Annotated in this window: 21 protein-coding genes and 1 other annotated feature; of the genes, 13 read left to right on the top strand and 8 right to left on the bottom strand. The window is 37.3% G+C overall.

Annotated features, from left to right (window positions below; all coding sequences use genetic code 11):
* Positions 1-27: 27 nt before the first annotated feature.
* The 3 genes from BLR83_RS07495 to BLR83_RS07485 all read right to left on the bottom strand — a co-directional run bounded on the left by BLR83_RS07495 (position 28) and on the right by BLR83_RS07485 (position 5287).
* Positions 28-2604 (bottom strand): YfhO family protein, encoded by a 2577-nt coding sequence (locus tag BLR83_RS07495; protein WP_074561063.1) that lies wholly within the window; start codon positions 2602-2604, stop codon positions 28-30.
* A gap of 94 nt (positions 2605-2698) precedes the next feature.
* A complete protein-coding gene (locus tag BLR83_RS07490) occupies positions 2699-4321 on the bottom strand; it encodes an ATP-binding cassette domain-containing protein (RefSeq protein ID WP_004233679.1) in 1623 nt (540 codons plus the stop codon).
* A 93-nt stretch (positions 4322-4414) separates the two neighbouring features.
* On the bottom strand, positions 4415-5287 hold the full coding sequence (locus BLR83_RS07485; RefSeq protein ID WP_074561062.1) for a YitT family protein: 873 nt from the start codon (positions 5285-5287) through the stop codon (positions 4415-4417).
* A 213-nt stretch (positions 5288-5500) separates the two neighbouring features.
* Positions 5501-5701 (top strand) — a binding site (T-box leader).
* A 55-nt stretch (positions 5702-5756) separates the two neighbouring features.
* Between BLR83_RS07485 and trpS the strand changes: the two genes are divergently transcribed.
* The 3 genes from trpS to BLR83_RS07470 all read left to right on the top strand — a co-directional run bounded on the left by trpS (position 5757) and on the right by BLR83_RS07470 (position 9597).
* Positions 5757-6779, top strand: a complete 1023-nt coding sequence (gene trpS, locus BLR83_RS07480; RefSeq protein WP_074561061.1) for a tryptophan--tRNA ligase — start codon at positions 5757-5759, stop codon at positions 6777-6779.
* Positions 6780-7004: 225 nt separating this feature from the next.
* Positions 7005-8486 (top strand): IMP dehydrogenase, encoded by a 1482-nt coding sequence (guaB, locus tag BLR83_RS07475; RefSeq protein ID WP_074561060.1) that lies wholly within the window; start codon positions 7005-7007, stop codon positions 8484-8486.
* Positions 8487-8730: 244 nt separating this feature from the next.
* Positions 8731-9597: a GRP family sugar transporter gene (locus BLR83_RS07470; RefSeq protein ID WP_074561059.1), complete on the top strand. Its 867-nt coding sequence runs from the start codon at positions 8731-8733 to the stop codon at positions 9595-9597.
* Between the two features lie 65 nt (positions 9598-9662).
* Here BLR83_RS07470 and recF read toward each other — a convergent pair whose 3' ends face one another.
* A complete protein-coding gene (gene recF / locus BLR83_RS07465; protein ID WP_074561058.1) occupies positions 9663-10757 on the bottom strand; it encodes a DNA replication/repair protein RecF in 1095 nt (364 codons plus the stop codon).
* A 2-nt stretch (positions 10758-10759) separates the two neighbouring features.
* Positions 10760-11143: a S4 domain-containing protein YaaA gene (gene yaaA / locus BLR83_RS07460; RefSeq protein WP_074561057.1), complete on the bottom strand. Its 384-nt coding sequence runs from the start codon at positions 11141-11143 to the stop codon at positions 10760-10762.
* 86 nt (positions 11144-11229) lie between these two features.
* On the opposite strand from yaaA, the gene yfmF reads away from it, so the two are divergent.
* From yfmF to BLR83_RS07415, 9 genes are all read left to right on the top strand, one after another.
* Positions 11230-12474 carry an EF-P 5-aminopentanol modification-associated protein YfmF gene (gene yfmF / locus BLR83_RS07455; RefSeq protein WP_074561056.1) on the top strand — a complete coding sequence of 415 codons (1245 nt, stop codon included), beginning with the start codon at positions 11230-11232 and terminating at the stop codon, positions 12472-12474.
* Positions 12475-13764: an EF-P 5-aminopentanol modification-associated protein YfmH gene (yfmH, locus tag BLR83_RS07450; RefSeq protein ID WP_074561055.1), complete on the top strand. Its 1290-nt coding sequence runs from the start codon at positions 12475-12477 to the stop codon at positions 13762-13764.
* A gap of 65 nt (positions 13765-13829) precedes the next feature.
* Positions 13830-14780 carry a helix-turn-helix domain-containing protein gene (locus tag BLR83_RS07445; RefSeq protein ID WP_074561054.1) on the top strand — a complete coding sequence of 317 codons (951 nt, stop codon included), beginning with the start codon at positions 13830-13832 and terminating at the stop codon, positions 14778-14780.
* A 12-nt stretch (positions 14781-14792) separates the two neighbouring features.
* Positions 14793-15347, top strand: a complete 555-nt coding sequence (gene pgsA / locus BLR83_RS07440; protein ID WP_039696094.1) for a CDP-diacylglycerol--glycerol-3-phosphate 3-phosphatidyltransferase — start codon at positions 14793-14795, stop codon at positions 15345-15347.
* Positions 15344-16183, top strand: a complete 840-nt coding sequence (locus tag BLR83_RS07435) for an energy-coupling factor ABC transporter ATP-binding protein (RefSeq protein WP_074561053.1) — start codon at positions 15344-15346, stop codon at positions 16181-16183. Before pgsA ends, BLR83_RS07435 begins: the two co-directional genes overlap by 4 nt.
* The gene (locus BLR83_RS07430; protein WP_074482279.1) at positions 16159-17001 is read left to right on the top strand and encodes an energy-coupling factor ABC transporter ATP-binding protein; all 843 of its coding nucleotides are present in this window, start codon (positions 16159-16161) and stop codon (positions 16999-17001) included. The genes BLR83_RS07435 and BLR83_RS07430 overlap by 25 nt, the downstream gene beginning before the upstream one ends.
* Complete coding sequence (locus BLR83_RS07425; RefSeq protein ID WP_039696097.1) at positions 16994-17791, top strand: energy-coupling factor transporter transmembrane component T family protein; 798 nt, start codon at positions 16994-16996, stop codon at positions 17789-17791. Before BLR83_RS07430 ends, BLR83_RS07425 begins: the two co-directional genes overlap by 8 nt.
* 138 nt (positions 17792-17929) lie before the next feature.
* Complete coding sequence (locus BLR83_RS07420) at positions 17930-18535, top strand: aggregation-promoting factor (protein ID WP_074561052.1); 606 nt, start codon at positions 17930-17932, stop codon at positions 18533-18535.
* Between the two features lie 251 nt (positions 18536-18786).
* Positions 18787-19455 carry a transglycosylase SLT domain-containing protein gene (locus BLR83_RS07415; RefSeq protein WP_074561051.1) on the top strand — a complete coding sequence of 223 codons (669 nt, stop codon included), beginning with the start codon at positions 18787-18789 and terminating at the stop codon, positions 19453-19455.
* Positions 19456-19483: 28 nt separating this feature from the next.
* On the opposite strand, the gene BLR83_RS07410 is transcribed toward BLR83_RS07415, so the two are convergent.
* From BLR83_RS07410 to sdaAB, 3 genes are all read right to left on the bottom strand, one after another.
* Positions 19484-20119, bottom strand: a complete 636-nt coding sequence (locus tag BLR83_RS07410; protein ID WP_074561050.1) for an HAD hydrolase-like protein — start codon at positions 20117-20119, stop codon at positions 19484-19486.
* Between the two features lie 88 nt (positions 20120-20207).
* Complete coding sequence (sdaAA, locus tag BLR83_RS07405; RefSeq protein WP_074561049.1) at positions 20208-21080, bottom strand: L-serine ammonia-lyase, iron-sulfur-dependent, subunit alpha; 873 nt, start codon at positions 21078-21080, stop codon at positions 20208-20210.
* An 11-nt stretch (positions 21081-21091) separates the two neighbouring features.
* Positions 21092-21763, bottom strand: a complete 672-nt coding sequence (gene sdaAB / locus BLR83_RS07400; RefSeq protein ID WP_074561048.1) for an L-serine ammonia-lyase, iron-sulfur-dependent subunit beta — start codon at positions 21761-21763, stop codon at positions 21092-21094.
* Positions 21764-22021: 258 nt separating this feature from the next.
* On the opposite strand from sdaAB, the gene mnmA reads away from it, so the two are divergent.
* Positions 22022-23143 (top strand): tRNA 2-thiouridine(34) synthase MnmA, encoded by a 1122-nt coding sequence (gene mnmA, locus BLR83_RS07395; protein ID WP_074561047.1) that lies wholly within the window; start codon positions 22022-22024, stop codon positions 23141-23143.
* Positions 23144-23158: the final 15 nt, after the last annotated feature.

Below are 23158 nucleotides of genomic sequence, written 5' to 3'. Positions count from 1 at the left end.
AACAAAAAAGTATCCAAGGGATACTTTTTATTTTTTTCGTTTTCTGGCGATATTGTAACAGATAAATAGGAGGAGTCCAACTGATGATAACATTGCTCCTTCTTTAAAGCCTGTAGGTAGATAAGTCAGAATGACTTTGCCTTTTCCAGGCTTGACGTCAACTTTCATAAAGCCGTCTTGAGCTTTTGATAAAGTGATTTTTTGGCCGTTTTGAGTGGCTGTCCAACCTTTATCGTATGGAATAGTAAATAAGAGTGATGAAGCCTTATTGGCTTTGTAGGTAGCTGTTACAGTGTTTTTATTGGTAGTAACTTTAACCTTTTGATGATTAATGATTTCCATAGCCTTTTGATAGCTTGTCGTATCTAAGGCATAAAAGTTTGGTTGGTTAAAGGATACTTGGTTATTTTCAGGGAATGAAAGGGTAACATGTAAGGTTTGACTATCTTCAAAATATCCAAGATCGAAGAAGGTGTAGGCATTATCAGTTGTATATTCTGCTGTTTTACCATTGACAGTAATTTGGACCTTCTGGCTATTTTCATTAGAGAAGGTGATGTTTGGAACGCTGATATAAAGTTGTGTATTAGGAGCGACAGTAAGGTTATAATCAGCATGCGAATTTAATTGTCCGTTATTACTAGTGGTTACACGACCATTTAGAAGATTAGCTCCTCCTGATAATTGGGAAGCCACACGCGTGAAGTATTTTTCAGATAAGCCAGTTAGATTGTTTATCCAGTTGGTTTGGTTGTCAAGTGTGTTGACACTGAAGTCAACATCCTTGTAAAGGCCATTGGTTAGAATTGCTAATTGGCTAGCGTATTGATTTTCATATAGGGATGTGTTACCAGAGTTATCAAGGTAACGGAATCCGAATTTATTGACATCAGTTTCTGAAAGATTGTATTTGACAGCAAATAAACTATCCATTAGCAAGGTATTATTTTGATAACGAAGGTTTAGATTTGTTCCAGTTGACTTAAAGCCAAGTCGATCAAGCGTGCTGCTAGATGTCGTATTTCGAATAGATGAGAACTGAGAAATACCATGATAATTGTATTTCATACTGTCATTACCTGTTTGAGGAAGAAGCTCCTCGGTACGATAAAATGTCGTATTCAGATTTTGACTTTTTTGGATGAGTTTTTCAGTATCTGTCAAATTAAGCTCATAACTTTGACGAGAAGGAAAAACCCATTCGCTATTTAGAGCTGTAATTTGATAATAAGTGTTAAGTGAAATTTCAAATACTGTAAAGAGAAGTGTAAAGCTAATGAATAAATTAAAAGTTAAGTACTGCTTAGCGTAGCTAATTAATATAATGGCGTAAGCAGCTAAGAAAGAAAAGGTAATAATGATTTGTGGGGCTTCTAAAAATTGATAGTGATTTTTGAGTAGCACCGTAGCTAAAAAGCCAAGCCCTAGTGGAACAATACCAACAAGGTAATGTTTTATAGTTAATTCTTTGAGATGTGCTAACGTTTCTGCCGCCAGAAGAATCACCATTAGTGAAAATGCCCAAGAATAACGGTGCAGAAACATATTTGGTGAATGCATTCCTTGCCATATTAAATCTAAGGGTTCAAGGTAAAAGCTAGCAATAATGAGTAGTAAAACAATGCCAGAAGCTAGGCGTGTTTGCCATTTGATTGACTTGATGGTAAAGAAGGTAATAGCTAAGATGAGAGGGAAAATCCCTACATAAATCATAGGAATTGAGCCAAATTTTGTTGTGTCATAAGCACCAACAAAGTTTTTGGCAAACAAGTCTAGCTTCCACGAATTTTCTGTAAACCATTCTGTAAAGGTAGAGAATTTTTCGCCGTGTGTTGACAGGTCCAGGTAAGTAGGTAAGAGCATCACGCAACTAGATAATCCAGCTAAGATTGACACTACTGTAAAGTCTACAAATTGACGTCCAATTACTTTCAAGCGGCTTTCCTTGCTGATTTGAACAAGAAAATAAAGCACAAGGAAAATAGCAACCATATAACCAAAGTAGTAATTTTGAATAAAGAGAATGGTTAACGTCAGGTAATATAAGATGAATTTTTTCTGATTTAGTAATCGATTAAGTCCTAGAATAATGAGCGGCAAAAGGATGAAGACATCCAGCCACATATTAATCTCAATCTGGCTAATAGCAAAGCTCATCAGCGCATATGAGCTTGATAGGATAACGGTAAATGGTTTTAATACCTTTGGATACAGTTGGCGTAGGGTATAAAAGCTAGTTAATCCCATGCAAGCAACTTTTAACAACGTAAAGAGATAAATAGCATCGGGCATGCTTTTTAAGCTAAAGAAGTAGACAAAAGGTGAGAAGAAACTTCCAAGATAATAGCTGATTAAAGCATAAAAATTTAGGCCAAGTCCACTAGTAAAGGTATAAAATAGACTGTCTGAACCGTGTAGAATATTTCGTAAATTTTCAGCGAAAATAACGTATTGGTGAAAGCCATCACTAGCTAAAATAGTTGTCTCACCGTTAAAGGAAATATTTTCAGCCAAAAGGGCTAGAAATAAAATTACAAAAGGCAAGAAGAAAGCTGTTAGGTAGTAAATGGTGTTATTTGTTAGTTTAAAAGATTTTAGTTTCATAATGTTAGTAAGACAGGTTGAGATAATAATCCCAACCTGTTTCTTTTCTATAATGTAAAATATGGTAATGTCGTTTTAGATTACGACAAGATGATTAGTCTTTCCAAAGTTCTTTAACTTTTGCTTGAACTTCTTCATTTTCAAGGAATTCATCATAAGTTTCATCGATACGGTCAATCACACCATTTTTAGAAATGACAACGATGTGGTTGGCAAGTGTTTGGATGAACTCGTGGTCGTGACTCGCAAAGATGATAGATTCTTTGAAGTCTTTCAAGCCATCATTCAAGCTTGAGATTGATTCCAAGTCTAAGTGGTTAGTTGGGTCATCAAGGACAAGAACGTTTGATTTGAGAAGCATCAATTTAGAAAGCATCACGCGCACTTTTTCTCCCCCTGAAAGAACGCTAACTGATTTGTTAACTTCATCTCCAGAGAAGAGCATGCGACCTAGGAATCCACGAAGGAATGTGTTATCGTCTTCTTCTTTAGAAGCAAATTGACGAAGCCATTCAAGGATTGATTCACCTGAAGCAAAATCACGTGAGTTATCTTTTGGAAGGTAAGAGCGACTTGTTGTAACACCCCATTTGATTGTTCCTTCGTATTCGATATCATCCATCAATGCACGGATAAGAGCTGTTGTTTGAATATCGTTTTGTCCGATGAAGGCTGTTTTATCACCTGGACGTAAGATAAAGCTGATGTTATCAAGAACTGTTTCACCATCGATTTTAACAGACAAGTTTTCGACTGTTAGAAGGTCTTTACCAAGTTCACGCTCAGCTTTGAAGTTGATGAATGGGTATTTACGACTTGATGGAACAATTTCTTCAAGTTCGATTTTATCAAGCATTTTCTTACGAGAAGTGGCTTGTTTTGATTTAGAAGCGTTGGCAGAGAAGCGAGCAACGAATTCTTGCAATTCTTTGATTTTTTCTTCTGCTTTAGCGTTTCGGTCAGCTTGCAGGCGAGCAGCAAGTTCAGATGATTGTTTCCAGAAGTCATAGTTACCGACGTAAAGTTTGATTTTACCAAAATCAAGGTCAGCCATGTGTGTACATACTTTGTTCAAGAAGTGACGGTCATGGGATACGACGATGACTGTATTTTCAAAGTCAATCAAGAAGTCTTCTAGCCAAGTGATTGATTGGATATCAAGACCATTGGTTGGTTCGTCAAGAAGAAGAACATCTGGTTTACCAAAAAGAGCTTTAGCAAGAAGAACTTTCACCTTGTCACCATTAGCAAGTTCGCTCATGTTTTGGTAGTGAAGGTCTTCTGGAATATTAAGATTTTGGAGCAATTGTGAAGCTTCACTCTCAGCTTCCCAACCGCCAAGCTCAGCGAATTCACTTTCTAATTCTGCTGCGCGGACACCATCTTCATCTGAAAAGTCAGGTTTCATGTAGATAGCGTCTTTTTCTTTCATGATATTGTAAAGGCGTTCATTCCCCATGATAACGACATCAATCGCACGTTCTTCTTCGTAGTCAAAGTGATTTTGACGAAGAACAGATAGACGTTCGTCTGGACCAAGGGAAACATGACCTGTTGTTGGTTCAATATCTCCAGCCAAGATTTTTAGGAATGTAGATTTTCCTGCACCGTTGGCACCGATTAAACCATAGGTATTTCCAGCTGTAAAGTTGATGTTAACCTCATCAAACAGTTTTCTATCGCTGAAACGTAGTGATACATCAGAAACTGTAAGCAATTTTTCACCTCATATTATTTATCTATAAGCTCATTGTACATGAAAAAGCACCAATTTTCAATTAGAGAAGTGGGGCTTTGAGTTACGTTTGGGTTACATTGGTAAAATGGCGTCTTTTTCGTTGAGTTTGTAGTATTTTTTAAGGCTGAAACCACGTCCCATAACTTGTGTTGCGGGCATAACAACGATAAAGGCTGCTTCGTCGATTTTTTGAATATTTTTTTCTAAACGAGGGACTTCTTGGCGAGAAACGGTCGTCATTAACATGGTTTGACGGTCGCCTGAAAAACCACCAGTAACAGGGATTTCAGTGACACCACGGTCAGCTTCTGTTGAGATATAGTTTTTGATTAAGTCATTTTTAGGTGAAATAATCATCAAATTACGAGATGAGGTAACACCGATTTGCATGCTATTTACCACGTATCCAATAACGAGTAAAGCAATAATCGAATACATTACTGTGTCAGTATCAAAAGCGATAAATCCCATAGCTACACTACAACCATCGACAATCGTCATGGCTACTGCTAAAGGAAGCGGTGTGTATTTATGGAGAATTTGGGTGATGATACCAGTACCACCAGTTGAAGAATTCCCCCAGAAAACAACTCCTAAACCAAAACCACAGATAATAGCTCCAAACAGGGCAGCTAGTAGTGGATTATGAGTCAGATTTGGTAGATTTTCTGTCAATTTGACAAAAATAGAATAAATCCATGACCCATAAATGGTTTTAAAGAAAGTTTCTTTTCCAAGGAAAAGCCAACAAGCTAACAATAAAGGAATGTTGGTAATCATAACAAAGTTACCAGGATTCCAGCCAAATAGAGCTTTCAAACTAACCGCTAAGCCGACCACACCACCAGATGCAATATGATTTTCAAGGAAAAAGCAATTGAAGCCAACAGCGGCAATAAAAGCTCCTGCAGTTACGAGTGCAAAATCAATCAGTCTTTTTTTCATAGTTAATCCTCTTTTTTATAACAAAACAAACGATTATATTATGGCAAAGAAGCAGCTTAACGTCAAGATTTTTGGGCAAAAGGAGTGTTTGGAAATCGCCTGTTTTAATCTTTCTAATTTAATTAAAACACAAAATGTATAATTATTCTTCAAGTGTAAAAGAGCTCAAAATGCTGTACAAACTTGACAAAGAACCTAGAATTTCATAAAATGAAGAAGATTCAGAAGAGTAATGTAAACGCGTACTTTTAGAGAGCTGATGGTGCTGTGAATCAGTAGTAAGCTTACATGAATGGGCTGATGGTAAAAAAGAATAATCTTTACATGACTCATGTAAATTTTTATATAGTGGTAAGAGATGATAGAAGATTTCTATCAATTGAGGTGGTACCGCGTATTGACAACGCCCTCACGTAGTTTAACTGCGTGGGGGCTATTTTAGTTTTGAAATCAATTTTGAGGTGATAATATGACAAAACCAATTATTTTAACAGGAGACCGTCCAACAGGTAAATTGCACCTAGGACACTATGTTGGAAGTCTAAAAAATCGTGTTCTTCTACAAAATGAAGATAAGTATGATATGTTTGTTTTCTTGGCAGACCAACAAGCTTTGACAGACCATGCTAAAGAGTCTGAAATTATCAGAGAATCAGTTGGAAATGTTGCATTGGACTACTTGTCAGTAGGACTTGATCCAGCTAAATCAACGATTTTCATTCAAAGTCAAATTCCTGAATTGGCTGAATTGACAATGTACTACATGAACCTTGTTTCATTGTCACGTCTAGAGCGTAATCCTACTGTTAAAACAGAAATTGCTCAAAAAGGATTTGGTAGCTCAATTCCAACAGGATTTTTGGTTTACCCAATTTCACAAGCTGCAGACATTACTGCATTTAAAGCTAATTATGTGCCAGTAGGAAATGACCAAAAACCAATGATTGAACAAACACGTGAAATTGTACGTAGTTTCAATCACACTTATAAAACAGATGTTTTGGTTGAGCCAGAAGGTATCTTCCCTAAAAATGAAGCAGCTGGACGCTTGCCAGGTCTAGATGGTAATGCTAAAATGTCTAAATCTCTTGGAAATGGTATCTATTTGTCTGATGATGCTGATACTGTTCGTAAAAAAGTAATGAGCATGTATACAGATCCTAATCACATCCGTGTTGAAGATCCAGGACAAATCGAAGGAAATATGGTCTTCCATTACCTTGATATCTTTGGACGTGAAGAAGATCAAGCTGATATTGCTGCTATGAAAGAGCACTACCAACGTGGTGGTCTTGGTGATGTGAAAACAAAACGTTACCTTCTTGAAATTCTTGAACGTGAATTGGCACCAATTCGTGAACGTCGCTTGGAATACGCTAAGGATATGGGTGAAGTCTTCCGTATGCTTGAAAAAGGTAGCCAAGCTGCGCGTGAAGTTGCCGGTCAAACTCTTGCTGAAGTTAAAGCAGCTATGGGAATCAACTACTTCTAAAATAAACAGAACTCTGGGGCAAAGCCTCAGAGTTTTTTTGGTAAATAATAACATTTGTTTTAAATGAGAATTGCAAAAATAATCAGTCTAATATAGGAAAGAATTTTTGGAAAAAAATTGAATTTAATTTGTTGACAAATGAATTTAGCGTGTTATTATAGTAACAATAAAAAATTAGCTAGGGTTAAAAATCCCCTACAAATATATAGAAAAGAGGGTTATTTAATGTCAAATTGGGACACTAAATTTTTGAAAAAAGGTTACACTTTTGATGACGTACTACTCATTCCTGCTGAAAGTCATGTTCTTCCAAATGAAGTTAACATGCAAACAAAACTTGCAAAAAATTTGACATTGAACATTCCTATCGTGACAGCTGCTATGGATACTGTTACTGACAGTAAAATGGCAATTGCTATTGCACGTGCGGGTGGTCTTGGTGTTGTTCACAAAAATATGTCAATTCAAGAACAAGCAGAAGAAATCCGTAAAGTAAAACGTTCAGAAAATGGTGTTATTATTGATCCTTTCTTCTTAACACCTAAACATTCTGTCTCTGAAGCAGAAGAGTTGATGCAACGTTACCGCATTAGTGGTGTTCCGATTGTTGAAACCCTTGAAAATCGTAAATTAGTAGGGATTATCACAAACCGTGATATGCGTTTCATCTCAGATTACCATGCTCCAATTTCTGCACACATGACAAGTGAAAAATTGGTAACAGCTCCTGTTGGAACTGATTTGGAAACTGCAGAACGTATTCTTCACGAACACCGTATTGAAAAATTGCCTTTGGTTGATGAAGCTGGACGTTTGTCAGGTCTTATCACTATCAAAGATATCGAAAAAGTTATTGAATTCCCTAATGCCGCTAAAGATGAATTTGGTCGTCTTTTGGTTGCAGGTGCTGTCGGTGTTACTTCAGATACATTCGAACGTGCTGAAGCCCTCTTTGAAGCAGGTGCAGATGCTATTGTTATTGATACTGCTCACGGTCACTCAGCTGGTGTTCTTCGTAAAATCGCTGAAATCCGTCAACACTTCCCAGAACGTACATTGATTGCTGGTAACGTAGCAACTGCAGAAGGTGCACGTGCCCTTTACGAAGCTGGTGTTGACGTTGTTAAAGTCGGAATCGGTCCTGGTTCAATCTGTACAACTCGTGTTGTTGCAGGTGTTGGTGTTCCTCAAATTACTGCTATTTATGACGCAGCAGCTATTGCGCGTGAATATGGTAAAACAATCATCGCCGATGGTGGTATCAAATACTCAGGTGATATCGTTAAAGCCTTGGCAGCAGGTGGTAATGCTGTAATGCTTGGTTCTATGTTCGCTGGTACAGATGAAGCACCAGGTGAAACTGAAATCTACCAAGGTCGTAAATTTAAAACTTACCGTGGTATGGGATCAATTGCAGCTATGAAGAAAGGTTCAAGCGACCGTTACTTCCAAGGATCTGTTAACGAAGCTAACAAACTTGTACCAGAAGGAATTGAAGGTCGTGTAGCTTACAAAGGTGCTGTAGCTGATATCGTCTTCCAAATCCTTGGAGGTATTCGCGCTGGTATGGGTTATGTTGGAGCTGAAGATATCTCAGCCCTTCACGAAAAAGCTCAATTTGTTGAAATGTCAGGAGCTGGTTTGATTGAAAGTCACCCACACGACGTTCAAATTACAAATGAAGCACCAAACTACTCAGTACACTAAGATAAACTGAGTTCAATCGTTAAATCTCTGATGAGTTTTCAAACTCATCAGAGATTTTTTTGTGTAGGCCTTTACAAAATGCTATGTTGTATGGTAGAATATGTAACTATGTTCGCAAAAAACATGAAATTTTCTTTTACTTTTCTGAAAAAGCGTTTTCATAAAAAGCGAATGGTTAATTATATATTTACAACAGTGTAAACAAGGTTTACTAATCTGTAAAACATATCGTAAAGGAGAAAAAATGCAGGGTATTTTATTTGCATTAATTCCCATGGTAGCATGGGGAAGTATCGGGTTTGTCAGCAACAAAATTGGAGGTAAACCAGATCAACAAACATTAGGAATGACTTTAGGGGCACTTTTATTTGCCTTTGTTGTATGGTTGTTTGTTCAACCAGAAATGTCAGTATCACTTTGGGTTGTCGGAATTATTGGTGGTATGCTTTGGTCTATGGGTCAAAATGGTCAATTCCGCGCAATGCAATACATGGGTGTTTCAGTAGGTAACCCATTATCAAGTGGAGCACAACTTGTATTTGGTAGTTTGATTGGTGCCATTGTCTTTGGCGAATGGAGCAAACCAGTTCAATATACACTTGGTATTATTGCTTTGCTTCTTTTGGTTATTGGTTTCTACTTCACAAGTAAACGTGATGCTGAAAAAGTTGAAGCAAGTGTACTTACTGACTTCGGTAAAGGTTTCCGTGCTTTGACTTACTCAACTATTGGTTACCTTTCATACACTATCCTATTTAACAACATCATGAAATTCGATGCTTTAGCTGTTATCTTCCCAATGGCTGTAGGTATGGTTCTAGGTGCTGTAATGTTTATGAAATTTAACGTTAAATTTGAAACAGTTGTTATCAAAAATGCTATCGTTGGTTTGATGTGGGGTGTTGGTAACATCTTCATGCTTCTTGCTGCTGCTAAAGCAGGTCTTGCTATTGCCTTTAGTTTCTCACAACTTGGTGTTATCATTTCTATTATGGGTGGTATCCTCTTCTTGGGTGAAACTAAAACACGTAAAGAAATGCGTTGGTTGGTAATTGGTATTGCATGCTTTGTTCTTGGAGCTGTATTACTAGGAATTGTTAAATCTTACTAATTATCATTGACAACATTGTCAATTCAGTTGTAAACACAAAAAAAAGCTGGCTTAGGCCAGCTTTTTTAGTTTTCCTCAATAGTTCCTTGATTAACAGTGAAAATTTTCAACTCCTCTGGAAGTTTTGAAAGGTGTTCAAGACTTGTCGTTGTGATAAAGGTTTGAACATTTTCAGCAATAATCATTTTTAATAATTCTGTTTGTCGGTAGTTATCTAATTCACTCATGACATCATCAAGAAGTAGGATTGGATAATCACCAGTGACATTCTTAATGAGTTCAATTTCAGCCATTTTAAGAGATAAAATCAAACTTCGGTGTTGTCCTTGGCTACCAAAATTGGCAGGCATATCGTTGATGAAAAATTCCAAATCATCACGATGAGGTCCAGCACCAGTATTTTTTTTGAAGATGTCACGTTTGCGATTCTTTTCCAATGTTTTTAAGAAATGTTCTTTGATTTCACTTTTTTCTTGGAATGGCACAGATGATAGATAGCGAATTTTCAAGTGTTCTAGGCCGTTAGAGATGGCATAGTGATAGCGATCGGCTTCTTTTTCGAGATTAGAGACGAAATCTAAGCGATGTTCCATGACGCGGCTACCAAAATCAGCTAATTGCTCATCAAGGACTGCTAAAAAGTCGACGTCAACTTTTTCAGCGGTTTTCAGGTAAGTATTACGTTGTTTAAGGACATGATTGTAATTAGACAAATCAGAGAGGTAGACCGGTTTGATTTGCCCTAAATCAATGTCAATAAACTTGCGACGGAGACTAGGTGCTCCTTTGATAAGTTGTAAATCCTCAGGTGCAAATAAGACGACTGTCATCACTCCGATATAGTCAGATAATTTCGCTTGTCTGAGGTGATTAACTTTAGTGACTCGTCCTTTACTTGATAGATTGATTTCTAAAGGAACTGTTCCACTTGAGCGTTGTAAGGTACCTGAGACTCGAAGTTCTTTTTCTTGAAAGTGAATCAACTCTTTGTCTGTACGTGTACGGTGGCTGCGTGTTAAAGATAAGAAATAAATAGCTTCTAAGAAATTTGTTTTTCCTTGAGCGTTTTTTCCGATAAAGACATTTAGTCCAGGAGAAAATTCAAGCTCATTGGTTAAATAATTGCGATAATTTTTTAAGGCTATTTTTTGAATCCACATGCTTAAGTTCCTGGGAAGCGAACGGGTTTGCGTTCTTTAGTTGGCTTCGCTTGTTTTTTCGCTTGATTTTGTTTCTTATCTTTTTTATTTTTAGCGTTTAATTCTTTAACGATAGCAGCAACACGAGCTTTTTCAGCTAAGGCTCCAAGATGTTCTTTCTTTTCTTCGTCTGTTGGTGCGATAATATCGATAGTGATACCGTCTTCTGGAATGCTTACAACATCACCGAGACGAATTTTTTTACCGCGACGTTTTTCATCTTCGCCGTTGAAGAGAACGGTTGTTTCTGCTAAATATGCTTTAATAGCACCACCGCTTTGGATAATACCTAGTTCTTTTAGTAAAGCTTGTAAGGTAATATAGTCATCAAATAATTTGTATTCCATCATTTTCTCCATTTTATAATTCAAGTAATTATAACATAAACGTGGTATAATTTTAGCTAATAAAGTGTTTTAGTAAGGAATTTGTAATGAAAATAGTTGATGGTGTTGAGTTACATCTAATCAAAAATGAAAAATTCAAAATGAACCACATTACCTTTCGGTTTTCAGGAGAGTTCAGCAAAAAAACGGTAGCCAGGCGTGTTTTGGTGGCTCAGATTTTAGCAACGGCTAATGAGAAATATCCGACGGCACAGCGTTTTAGAGAGCGTTTGGCAAGTCTTTATGGAGCGACTTTGTCAACTAAGGTATCAACTAAGGGATTGGTTCATATTGTTGATATTGAACTAGCTTTCATGAAGAATCAGTATGTGATGACTAAGGAAAATCTCTTGGAAGAAGTGATTGAATTTTTATATCAAGTTCTTTTCTCACCACTTGTAACAGTTGAGCAGTATCAGTCTAAATTATTTGAGCTTGAGCAAGCAAACTTGATTAATTATTTAAAAGCTGACAAGGATGACAGTTTTTATAGTAGTGAGCTAGGTCTTAAAAAACTCTTCTTTACGAACCCAGCTTTTCAAACATCAAAATATGGGACAGCCGAATTAGCAGCTGCAGAAAATTCTTACACAGCTTTTCAAGAGTTTCAGAAAATGCTTCGTGAAGATCGTTTGGATATCTTTTTGTTGGGAGAGTTTGATGACTATCGCATGTTACAATTGTTCAATCGATTTCCTTTTGAAGACCGTCAAAAAGATTTAGTATTTGACTACCAACAAGAATTTAGCAACATTGTTCAAGAGAAATTAGAAGTCAGAGAAGTCAATCAGTCTGTTTTGCAGTTAGGCTATTCTTTCCCAACTAGATATGGTGACAAGGATTACTTTACACTTCTTGTCTTTAATGGTTTGTTTGGAGGTTTTGCCCATTCTCGTTTATTTACGGAGGTTCGTGAGAAGGAAGGACTTGCCTATACTATTGGAAGCCATTTTGATATCTTTACAGGTTTACTGAATGTTTACGCTGGTATTGACAAGAAGAATCGCAATCGAGCAATGCAATTAATCAACAAACAATTTTCAACGCTTAAGACAGGTCGCTTTTCAGAAGCCCTTCTTAAGCAAACGAAGAAAATGCTACAAGTCAATTTAAGATTGGCAGGAGACTCTCCAAAAGTATTAATCGAGCGTAGTTACAACGGACAATATCTACAAAATCATTATAGTGTTGACGATATGATTGACAACATTGACAAGGTTAGTAAAGCTGATGTTTTGCAATTGACAAGAAAAATTAAATTACAGGCATTGTATTTTTTGGAGGGCAAGTAAGTGATAAAATTAGTTGAAAAAGTTTTCCCTGAAATTGGTGAGACTTTGTATACTGCTGTACTGGAAAATGGACTGAAAGTTTTTTTGATTCCTAAGACTGATTTTCAAGAGTCTTGTGGCATGTTGGTTGTTAATTTTGGTTCCCTTGACAATAAGTTTACACTGGATAAAAAAGATAAACATTACATGGAAGGAATTGCTCATTTTCTAGAACATAAGTTGTTTGAATTAGAAGATGGTCAAGATGTTTCTGAGCTATTTACAAACGCTGGTGCAAATAGCAATGCCTTTACAACCTTTGACAAAACATGCTTCTATTTTTCAACAGTAGATCATTTAAATGAGAATTTAGACTTGTTGCAGCATTTTGTGGCAGATACTGCCTTTACAGATGAGTCAATTGAGCGAGAAAAATCGATTATCGGACAAGAGATTGACATGTATCAAGATGATGCGGATTATCGACTCTATCAAGGAATTCTTGAGAATTTATATCCTAAAACAGCTCTTGCTCAAGATATTGCTGGAACTCAGGAAAGTATTGCTAACATTTCAGTAGCGGATTTGAAAGAAAACCATGATGTCTTTTATTCTCCGCAGGAGATGACACTCTTAGTCGTTGGTAATTTTGATAAGGATGACATCTTTAAGCAAATTCAGGAAAATCAAAAAGGAAAAAATAAGACAGCTCATCATCTTGAGCGTCAAGAATTGGCATACGAACCTGTTGTGCCAAAGGCATCGGTTCAAATGGAAGTGACACAACCTAAACTAGCTATCGGCTTAAGAGGTCCTGCTTTACCAGAAGGGGAATCTACCTTGCGTCAAGAATTAGCCTTGAGATTATTTTTTGCAATGATTTTGGGTTGGACTTCAAGACGTTATCAAGAACTTTATGAGAGTGGTCAGATTGATGACTCATTTGATTTTGAGATTGAAGTTTATCAAAATTTCCAATTCTTGATTATTTCTCTAGATACTTCAGTTCCGATTGCTATGGCAACGAATCTGCGACAATATTTAAGTAAAGTAGCAATGTCTAGTGATTTGGAAGATTTATCAGAAGAACATTTTGAAATTGTTAAAAAAGAATTGTATGGAGACTTTTTCAAGAGTCTAGATTCAATTGATAACCTTTCAGCGCAATTTATCAATCATCTTGCTGATGAGGAAACTTATTTATCGGTTCCTAAACTACTAAAGACTTTAAGTTTTGAAGAAGTTCTTAAAAGAGGAAATGATTTCTTAAGTCAATCAGACGCGACAGAATTCACAATCCTTCCAAAATAAAATCGAAATACTTGTTAAAATTTGCTATAATAAATCTGATTATATTTTATTAAAGGAAACCTTGTATGAGAGAAGAAACGATTGGTGAAATCTTAAGAAAAGGTCGAGTTGCCAAAAACTTGACACTAGAAGATGTTGAAGAAAAAACAGCAATTCCTTCACCACATCTTTTAGCATTAGAGTTAGAAAAATTTAAATTAATTCCTAAAGATGAAGTTGAAGCTTACCTTCAACAATATGCGGAATTGGTAGATGTAGATGCAGCAGAACTATTAAAGCGCTATCGAGCACAAGTATTTGCATCAAGTATTGAAACAGCACCAGTAGTTGCTGAGGATGAGAAAATTACAATCGTACCAAGTCATAAAAAAGTAGCTAAAACAGCTCCAGTTTCAGTTTCTAAACCTAAACCTGAGCCTAAACCTGAACAGACAGATGATTTTGGTGTTGGTTCACGTTCAAGTCGTTATAAAAGTTCAGAAAAAACAGCAACTTATCTTCCGATTATTCTGCTTTGCTTAGTTGCTTTAGGAATTTTAGCTTTTGTTTCATTTGTCACTTGGACACAGCTTCAAAGTGATAGCAATCAAGCAAAACCAAGCTACTCTGTTGTTCATAGTTCATCATCAAGTAGCTCATCAACTCCAGAAAGTTCATCAACCAGTGAGTCTTCTTCATCTGAAGAAAAATCATTGAAGATGGAAACTGAAGGAGGCGGAAGCAATTTAACGGTTAATCTATCAAATGTTACAGATAGTTTGACAGTTGACATTAGCTTAGCTGGTGCTGATAGCAGTTGGGTTTCTGTAAGTAATTCAGAAGCTGGTGACGCAGGAACACTTCTTTCTTCAACAGGAGTTTCAAGTTATTCAGCAACCCTTCCTGCAGGTACAAAAACATCTGTGATTACACTAGGAGTCACTGCAGGTGTTAACGTTTCAATCAATGGTCAAGCGGTAGATACATCAGCTTTGACAAGTACAACATTAAGTTACATTACAATTAATATTCAATAATAAGGTAGGAAAATGAAAATCGATTTTACAAAAAAAGAAAACATCCCTAATTTGTTAACATTAGGTCGCATTGTTTTGATTCCAGTATTTATCTTGATTCTTTGTATCTGGAATAGCGTAGCTGGACATGCTGTTGCAGCAGTTGTTTTTGCGCTAGCAAGTATTACAGATTATTTAGATGGTTACCTTGCAAGAAAATGGCAAGTTGTTACAAACTTTGGTAAATTTGCCGATCCATTGGCTGATAAAATGTTGGTGATGACAGCATTTATTATGCTAGTTGAATTGGGAATGGTTCCTGCGTGGATTGCTGCGATTATTATTTGTCGTGAGTTGGCAGTAACTGGTCTTCGTTTGCTACTTGTTGAAAATGGTGGAACAGTTTTAGCAGCTGCTATGCCTGGTAAAATCAAAACATTTACTCAAATGTTTTCAATTATTTTCTTACTTTTGCATTTTTCAATGATTGGAACACTTTTGCTTTATGTCGCTTTGATTTTCACAATTTACTCAGGATATGATTATTTCAAAGGGGCAGGATTCCTCTTTAAGGACACATTTAAATGACAAATAGTATTGACGTCAAACATTTAAAATTCAAATATACTGATCATCAAGAACATTACACATTAGATGATTTATCGTTTCACGTGAAACAGGGAGAATGGTTATCCATTATTGGCCATAATGGTTCAGGAAAATCAACCACAGTACGCTTAATTGATGGGCTTTTAGCTGCTGAATCAGGTCAAATCTTTGTTGAAGGGGAACTGTTAACTGAAGAAAACGTGTGGAACATTCGTCACAAAATTGGAATGGTTTTCCAAAATCCAGATAACCAATTTGTTGGTGCGACAGTTGAAGACGATGTCGCGTTTGGGTTAGAAAACAAGGGAATTCCATTAGAAGAGATGCAATCACGTGTCAAAGAAGCCCTTGAATTAGTTGGTATGTCAGCTTTTGCAGACCGTGAGCCAGCTCGTTTGTCAGGGGGACAAAAACAACGCGTGGCTATTGCAGGTGCCATTGCCATGCGTCCTAATATTATTATTTTGGATGAAGCGACTAGTATGCTTGATCCAGAAGGACGCTTAGAATTAATTCAAACAATCAAAGAGATTCGTGACCAATATAATATGACCGTTGTGTCTATCACTCATGATTTGGATGAGGTTGCACTTAGTGACCGTGTCTTAGTCATGAAAAAAGGAAAAGTTGAGTCAAGCTCAACTCCACGCGAACTTTTTGCTAGAGGAGAAGAATTATTGACTTTGGGATTGGATATTCCTTTTTCAGCCAATCTTATCTCTACTTTAAAAGACAAAGGGTTTGAATTTACAGAGAATTATCTTACGGAAAAGGAATTAGAAGATCAGTTATGGGAATTACTCTTGAAGGCGTAAATTATACATATCAAGCGGGGACACCTTTTGAAGGGCGTGCCCTTTTTGACATTAATCTTACTATAAAAGAAGGCTCATATACGGCTTTTATCGGTCATACAGGGTCAGGTAAGTCAACAATCATGCAACTTTTAAATGGTCTTAACGTCCCTACAGAAGGGGCTGTGATTGTGGACGATATTAAGATTACGGCAAACTCAAAAAATAAGGAAATTAAGCCCGTCCGTAAAAAGGTTGGACTGGTCTTTCAATTTCCTGAAAGTCAGCTTTTTGAAGAAACAGTTCTTAAGGATGTGGCATTTGGACCACAAAATTTTGGAGTTTCTATAGAAGAAGCTGAACAGTTAGCGCGTGAAAAACTTGCCATGGTAGGAATTCATGAAGAATTTTTTGAAAAGAATCCTTTTGAGCTATCTGGTGGTCAAATGCGTCGTGTGGCTATTGCTGGGATTCTAGCTATGGAACCAGAGGTTTTGGTTCTAGATGAACCAACTGCCGGCCTAGACCCTAAAGGACGCCGTGAATTGATGACTTTATTTAAAGAACTGCATCAAAATGGCATGACAATTGTATTGGTAACTCATTTAATGGATGATGTTGCTAATTATGCTGACTATGTTAATGTTCTCGAAGGTGGTAAATTGGTTCGCTCAGGTTACCCTAAAGAAGTCTTCCAAGATGTCGAATTTCTTGAAAGTAAACAACTTGGCGTTCCTAAAATTACGAAATTTGCTCAGCAACTTGTCAAACGCGGCTTACATTTAGATACTTTACCAATTACTATAGAAGAATTTGCAGAGGTGGTGAAACATGGATAAATTAATACTTGGTCGTTACGTACCCGGAGATTCCTTAATTCACCGTCTAGACCCTCGTAGTAAACTCCTATCAATGATTTTATACATTATCATTGTTTTCTGGGCCAATAACCTTGTAACTAATCTATTGATGATTGCTTTTACTTTAGGAGTTGTCTTCCTATCGAAGATTAAACTTAGTTTCTTTTTAAAGGGCGTTCGTCCAATGATTGGAATTATTTTATTCACGACCTTATTTCAAATGTTCTTTACACACGGTGGTGAGACCTATTTCCAATTTGGTATTTTGAAAATTACTAGTTACGGGTTTAATCAAGCAATATTAATTTTCATGCGTTTTGTTTTGATTATCTTTTTCTCAACGCTATTAACCTTGACAACAACGCCTTTGAGCCTTGCAGATGCTGTGGAGTCATTGTTGAAGCCATTTGTTCGTTTTAAGGTGCCAGCTCATGAAATCGGCTTAATGCTGTCTTTGAGCTTACGTTTTGTTCCAACATTGATGGATGATACGACACGTATTATGAAAGCTCAGCGAGCGCGTGGGGTTGATTTTGGTGAAGGAAATCTGATTCAAAAGGTTAAATCAATCATTCCAATTCTTATTCCGCTCTTTGCTTCAAGCTTTAAACGTGCAGATGCTTTGGCTCTTGCTATGGAAGCACGTGGTTATCAAGGCGGAGATGGACGCACAAAATACCGAATTTTACAGTGGAAAATCAAAGATTCTGTAACCATTTTGCTTGTCATAATTTTAGGAATTCTCTTATTTTATCTTAAAGAAAGCTAAAACGCCTAATCTGTAGGCGTTTTCTTTATATTATAAGAATCTAATTGTAATATTTTTAATATAACTCTAAAGCCAGAGTAACATTAAGTCTGTATTATATAGCCTGTACTAATTTTTGAAACAAAAAAGGAGCATATAATGCAAACAAATATTTTTAAAACTAAATCGAAATCTATTAAACTTGGTCTTGCCGGTGTAGCCGCAGCAGCAGCACTTATTGCCCCAGCAGTTGCTAACGCTGATTCATACACAGTAAAATCAGGAGATACACTTTCTGAAATTGCTGTAACTTACAACACTACAGTTGAAAAATTGGCTTCAACTAACCAAATCGCTAACGTTGACTTCATCACTGTAGGTCAAATCTTGGAACTAGATTCAGAAGCTACTGCACCAGCAGCAACTACAACTGAAACTGCAGCCGTAGAAGCAGCTCCAGCAGCTACTGATAACTCAGCGGCAGCAGCACCAGCTGCACAAGCTGAAACAACAACTACTTCTTACTCATCAAACTTGGGTACTTCAGATGCTCAAGCTAAAGAAATCATTGCTCAACGCGAATCAAGCGGTAGCTACACAGCTCAAAACGGTCAATACTATGGTCGTTACCAATTGACAATGTCATACCTAAACGGTGACTTGTCAGCTGAAAACCAAGAACGCGTTGCCGATTCATACGTAGCAGGACGTTACGGTTCATGGTCAGCAGCCCTTGCATTCTGGAATGCTAACGGTTGGTACTAAGATAAGAGACTTTTCTTAGAGTTAATATTATTTACTATTTAGCGAATTACCAGTATTAGATAGATAAGCTTGAAGAATTTATCTTCAAGCTTTTTTATGTCTGCAAAAGCTTTAATTTTAGCGTTTTCATAGTAAAAACGAGGTTAATCTCAATATCTCTGTAATATTTTTAACATATTTTCAATCTGCGAGTAATAAATAAATTATATGATAGGAAACAGGAGTTCTAGAGAGGTATATATTTATTTAACATGTATAGTAGGATTACTAAAGCAAAACATAGAAAAATTAGAAATATTATTGTCAGCATCCTTGGAGCTATTTTAGTTGTAGCAATGGTTGTTGTCCTTATTCCAAAAATAGAAGCATTCGCAGAAACTATTACAACTCGTTCAGAGGCAGGAGCTGCGAAAGCTGTGTCAACAAGTTCTGAAAGCTCTGAAGTGTCATCAACAAGTATCAGTTCAACTACAGCAGACTCAGAAGAGTCTAGCAGTAGCTCATCAGAAGAAACTGAAGAAGTTGAGGCATCATCTACTGAAGATGTTCAAGAACCAGAAGCAAGTTATGCTGAGGCTGCTTCAGCTACTGATAATACAACGACTGTAGCTGCAGCAACTACACCATCTTCAACGACAGCCCCAACGGCACCATCAGTAGCTTCAAATGGTAATACAGCAGGTGCTGTTGGTTCAGATGCCGCTGCCCAAATGGCTGCTGCAACAGGTGTTCCACAATCAACTTGGGAAGCTATCATTGCACGTGAATCTAATGGAGATCCAACGGTTGCCAATGCTTCAGGAGCATCTGGTTTATTCCAGACTATGCCAGGTTGGGGATCAACTGCAACAGTTCAAGATCAAATTGCAACAGCAATTAAAGTTTACAATACTCAAGGACTATCAGCTTGGGGATACTAATTTAATAGAAGAAAAAGCACTAATCATCCTATAAAGATGATAGTGCTTTTTTAATATCATATGGATGGTGACAGATGCTTTCTGCTCCATGTTCTTGTAAGCTTTCTAGGCTACCAAATCCCCAGGTTACCCCAAGTCTTCGAACTCCTGTTTTTTGCCCACCAATCATATCGAACTTCGTATCACCGATGATAACAGCATCATGCGCTTGAATGCCTTGTTCAGTTAGACAGGCCTTAATCACATCAGCTTTGTGGAAGTGCTCGGGAGTAGACCCATAGACTTTTTTAAAGTGTGAAATAATACCAAGCTCTGTTAACATCAAGTTAGCCATAGGTTGGTGCTTACTTGTGGTAACAAATAGTGAGTAATTTAAGTCGTTTAATTCTTGTAGAGCTTCTGCGATACCAGTGTAAAGAGAGACTTGGTGGACTCCTTTTTCACCATAGTAATCTCTAAAGGTTTTGATAGCATGATTAACTTCGTCGGCTTGCTCAAAATAATGACCAAAAGTGACTTCTAGAGGTGGTCCGATAAATGTTGACAACTTTTTGTCAGTTTGTAAAGGTAGTTGTAACTTTTCAAAAGCGTAATTAAATGCTGCTTTAATACCAGGACTTGAATTTACTAGTGTTCCATCAAGGTCAAATAAGATAGATTTCATGTTTACTCTCCTGTAAATTTTGTCAACAAGAATTGACAAATCCGTCAATTAGCAAGGAACCAAATAAATAGTATTCGAATACTATCGTCTATTCACCAAAGATTTTAGCTTGTAAGCGACGACCAGTAGGTGTGGCTGCTAAACCACCTTCAGCAGTTTCTCGAAAGGCTGTTGGTAAGCTAGAGCCTACTTGGTACATGGCATCAACAACTTCATCAACTGGAATTTGTGATTCAATGCCAGCCAGTGCCATATCAGCGGCAACTAAGGCAAAACTAGATCCAAGTGCGTTGCGTTTGACACAAGGAACCTCGACAAGACCAGCGACAGGGTCACAGATCAAGCCTAGCATATTTTTGATGACAAAGGCTACAGCTTGACTAGCTTGATAAGCAGAGCCTCCAGCAGCTTTGACAAGAGCAGCTGCGCTCATGGCTGAAGCAGACCCGACTTCGGCTTGACAGCCACCTTCAGCACCAGAAATAGAAGCGTTATTTCCAATAACCAGTCCAAAGGCACCAGCAGTGAATAAGAACTCTAACTGCTCTTCTTCAGAGAGGTTTAATTTATCAATAGCTGTTGTTAAGACAGCAGGTAAGCATCCAGCAGAGCCTGCTGTTGGAGTTGCACAGACAAGCCCCATTTTGGCATTTAGTTCGTTGACAGCAATTGCATTTCGGACAGCTGTTAAAACGGTTGTATCAGATAAGGTTTTACCTGATTTTAAGTAGGCATCCATCTTGACAGCGTCTCCGCCTGTCAGCCCACTGATTGATTTACTGGGAGTGAGTCCATCTGTGACAGAATTTTTCATGACTTGAAGATTTTTCTTCATGATATGAATGATTTCATCACGGCTACGTCCGCTCAATTCTGTTTCTGTGGTGATCATTAGCTCAGCAATATTGCCGTTAAAGTCTTTATCGGCTTGTTCAACTAATTCTTTAATAGAATAAAACATGCTTTTCCTTTCTAGTCAAAGAAATTGACGTTGTGTAGGTGCGGAATGTGCTGGATTTGTTCAACAACCTTATGACAATCACGTGAGTCAACTTCGATAATCATAATGGCTTTTTCACCAGCGCGTTCGCGGGTCACATTCATTTGAGCAATGTTGATATTGTGTTCAGAAAGAATATCTGTTACTTTAGCAATCATACCAGGAATATCTTGGTGAACGATAATAAGAGTAGGGGTATTCATTTTAAGAGAAACAGAGAAGCCATTAAGTTCAGTAACTTCAATATTTCCTCCACCAATTGATACACCTGTGATACTCATGTTTTTATCACCTTTTTCAACGGTAATCTTAGCAGTATTTGGGTGAGGGGCATTACTGTCCTTTAAAATATCCCAATAAATGCGAACTCCTTTTTGGTGAGCGATTTCTAATGAATTTTTAATATCTGGATTGTCAGTATCCATTCCTAGGATACCAGCAACGAGTGCTTTATCAGTTCCGTGTCCACGGTAAGTTTTAGCAAATGAATTATATAAATGAAATGTTACGGAATCAGGAATTTCTCCGAAAATAGAGTTAACAATTTTTCCAATACGAACAGCACCAGCAGTGTGGCTGCTTGATGGGCCAATCATAACAGGTCCGATAATATCAAAGACGGATTGGAATTTTAGATTTTTCATATCTACTCCTTCTAGAATCTATGCTTACTTATTATAACAAAGGAAAGGAATTGGGTAAACGATAATAAATCGCTTACTTTTATAGAAAATGAGAAAAAGATTTAAAAATAAGTCTAAATGCCTTACATAACTGGAAATTCATGTTATAATAGTCTTCGCGTGGATTTCTGCGCTCAAAATCGACCTTCAAATCGATTTTTGAAAAACTGGGCCCTTCAAGCCTATGTTCGAAAAAAATATCTTGATGGGAGGATTATCATGACAGATAATTCAAAAACACGTGTTGTTGTTGGTATGAGTGGAGGCGTTGATTCGTCTGTAACTGCTCTTCTTTTGAAAGAACAAGGTTACGACGTTATTGGTGTTTTCATGAAAAACTGGGATGACACAGATGAATTCGGTGTGTGTACAGCAACCGAAGATTACAAAGACGTAGCAGCTGTTGCTGACCAAATCGGCATTCCGTATTACTCTGTTAACTTTGAAAAAGAGTATTGGGATCGTGTCTTCGAATACTTCCTTGCGGAATACCGTGCAGGACGTACGCCAAATCCAGATGTAATGTGTAATAAGGAAATCAAATTTAAAGCCTTCCTCGATTACGCTATGACACTTGGTGCTGATTATGTAGCAACTGGGCACTACGCACAAGTCTCTCGCGATGAAGATGGTACAGTTCACATGCTTCGCGGCGCAGATAATAACAAAGACCAAACTTATTTCTTGAGTCAATTGTCACAAGAACAATTGCAAAAAGTAATGTTCCCACTTGGTCACTTGGAAAAACCAGAAGTGCGTAAAATTGCTGAACACGCGGGACTTGCAACAGCTAAGAAAAAAGATTCAACAGGAATTTGCTTTATTGGTGAAAAGAACTTTAAACAATTCCTTAGTCAATATTTACCAGCTCAAAAAGGTCGCATGATGACTGTTGATGGCCGTGATATGGGTGAACACGCTGGCTTGATGTATTACACAATCGGTCAACGTGGAGGTCTTGGTATCGGTGGTCAACAAGGTGGCGACAATGCTCCTTGGTTTGTTGTCGGAAAAGACCTTTCAAAAAATATTCTTTACGTTGGTCAAGGCTTCTACCATGAATCACTAATGTCAACTAGCCTTGATGCTTCAAGTATTCACTTTACACGTGACATGCCTGAAGAATTTACAATGGAAGTTACTGCAAAATTCCGTTATCGTCAACCTGATTCAAAAGTTACTGTTCATGTTAAAGGTGACAAAGCAGAAGTTGTCTTTGATGAACCACAACGTGCTATCACACCAGGTCAAGCTGTTGTATTCTACGACGGTGAAGAATGCCTAGGTGGCGGAATCATCGATATGGCTTATAAAAACGGCGTTGCTTGCCAATACATCTAATTGACAACTTTGTAA

The sequence above is a fragment of the Streptococcus equinus genome (assembly GCF_900101445.1).
GTDB classification, from domain to species: Bacteria; Bacillota; Bacilli; order Lactobacillales; family Streptococcaceae; genus Streptococcus; species Streptococcus equinus_B.
The sequence above is the reverse complement of the archived record's forward strand: the minus strand, read 5'-3'. Positions and strand labels throughout refer to the sequence as shown.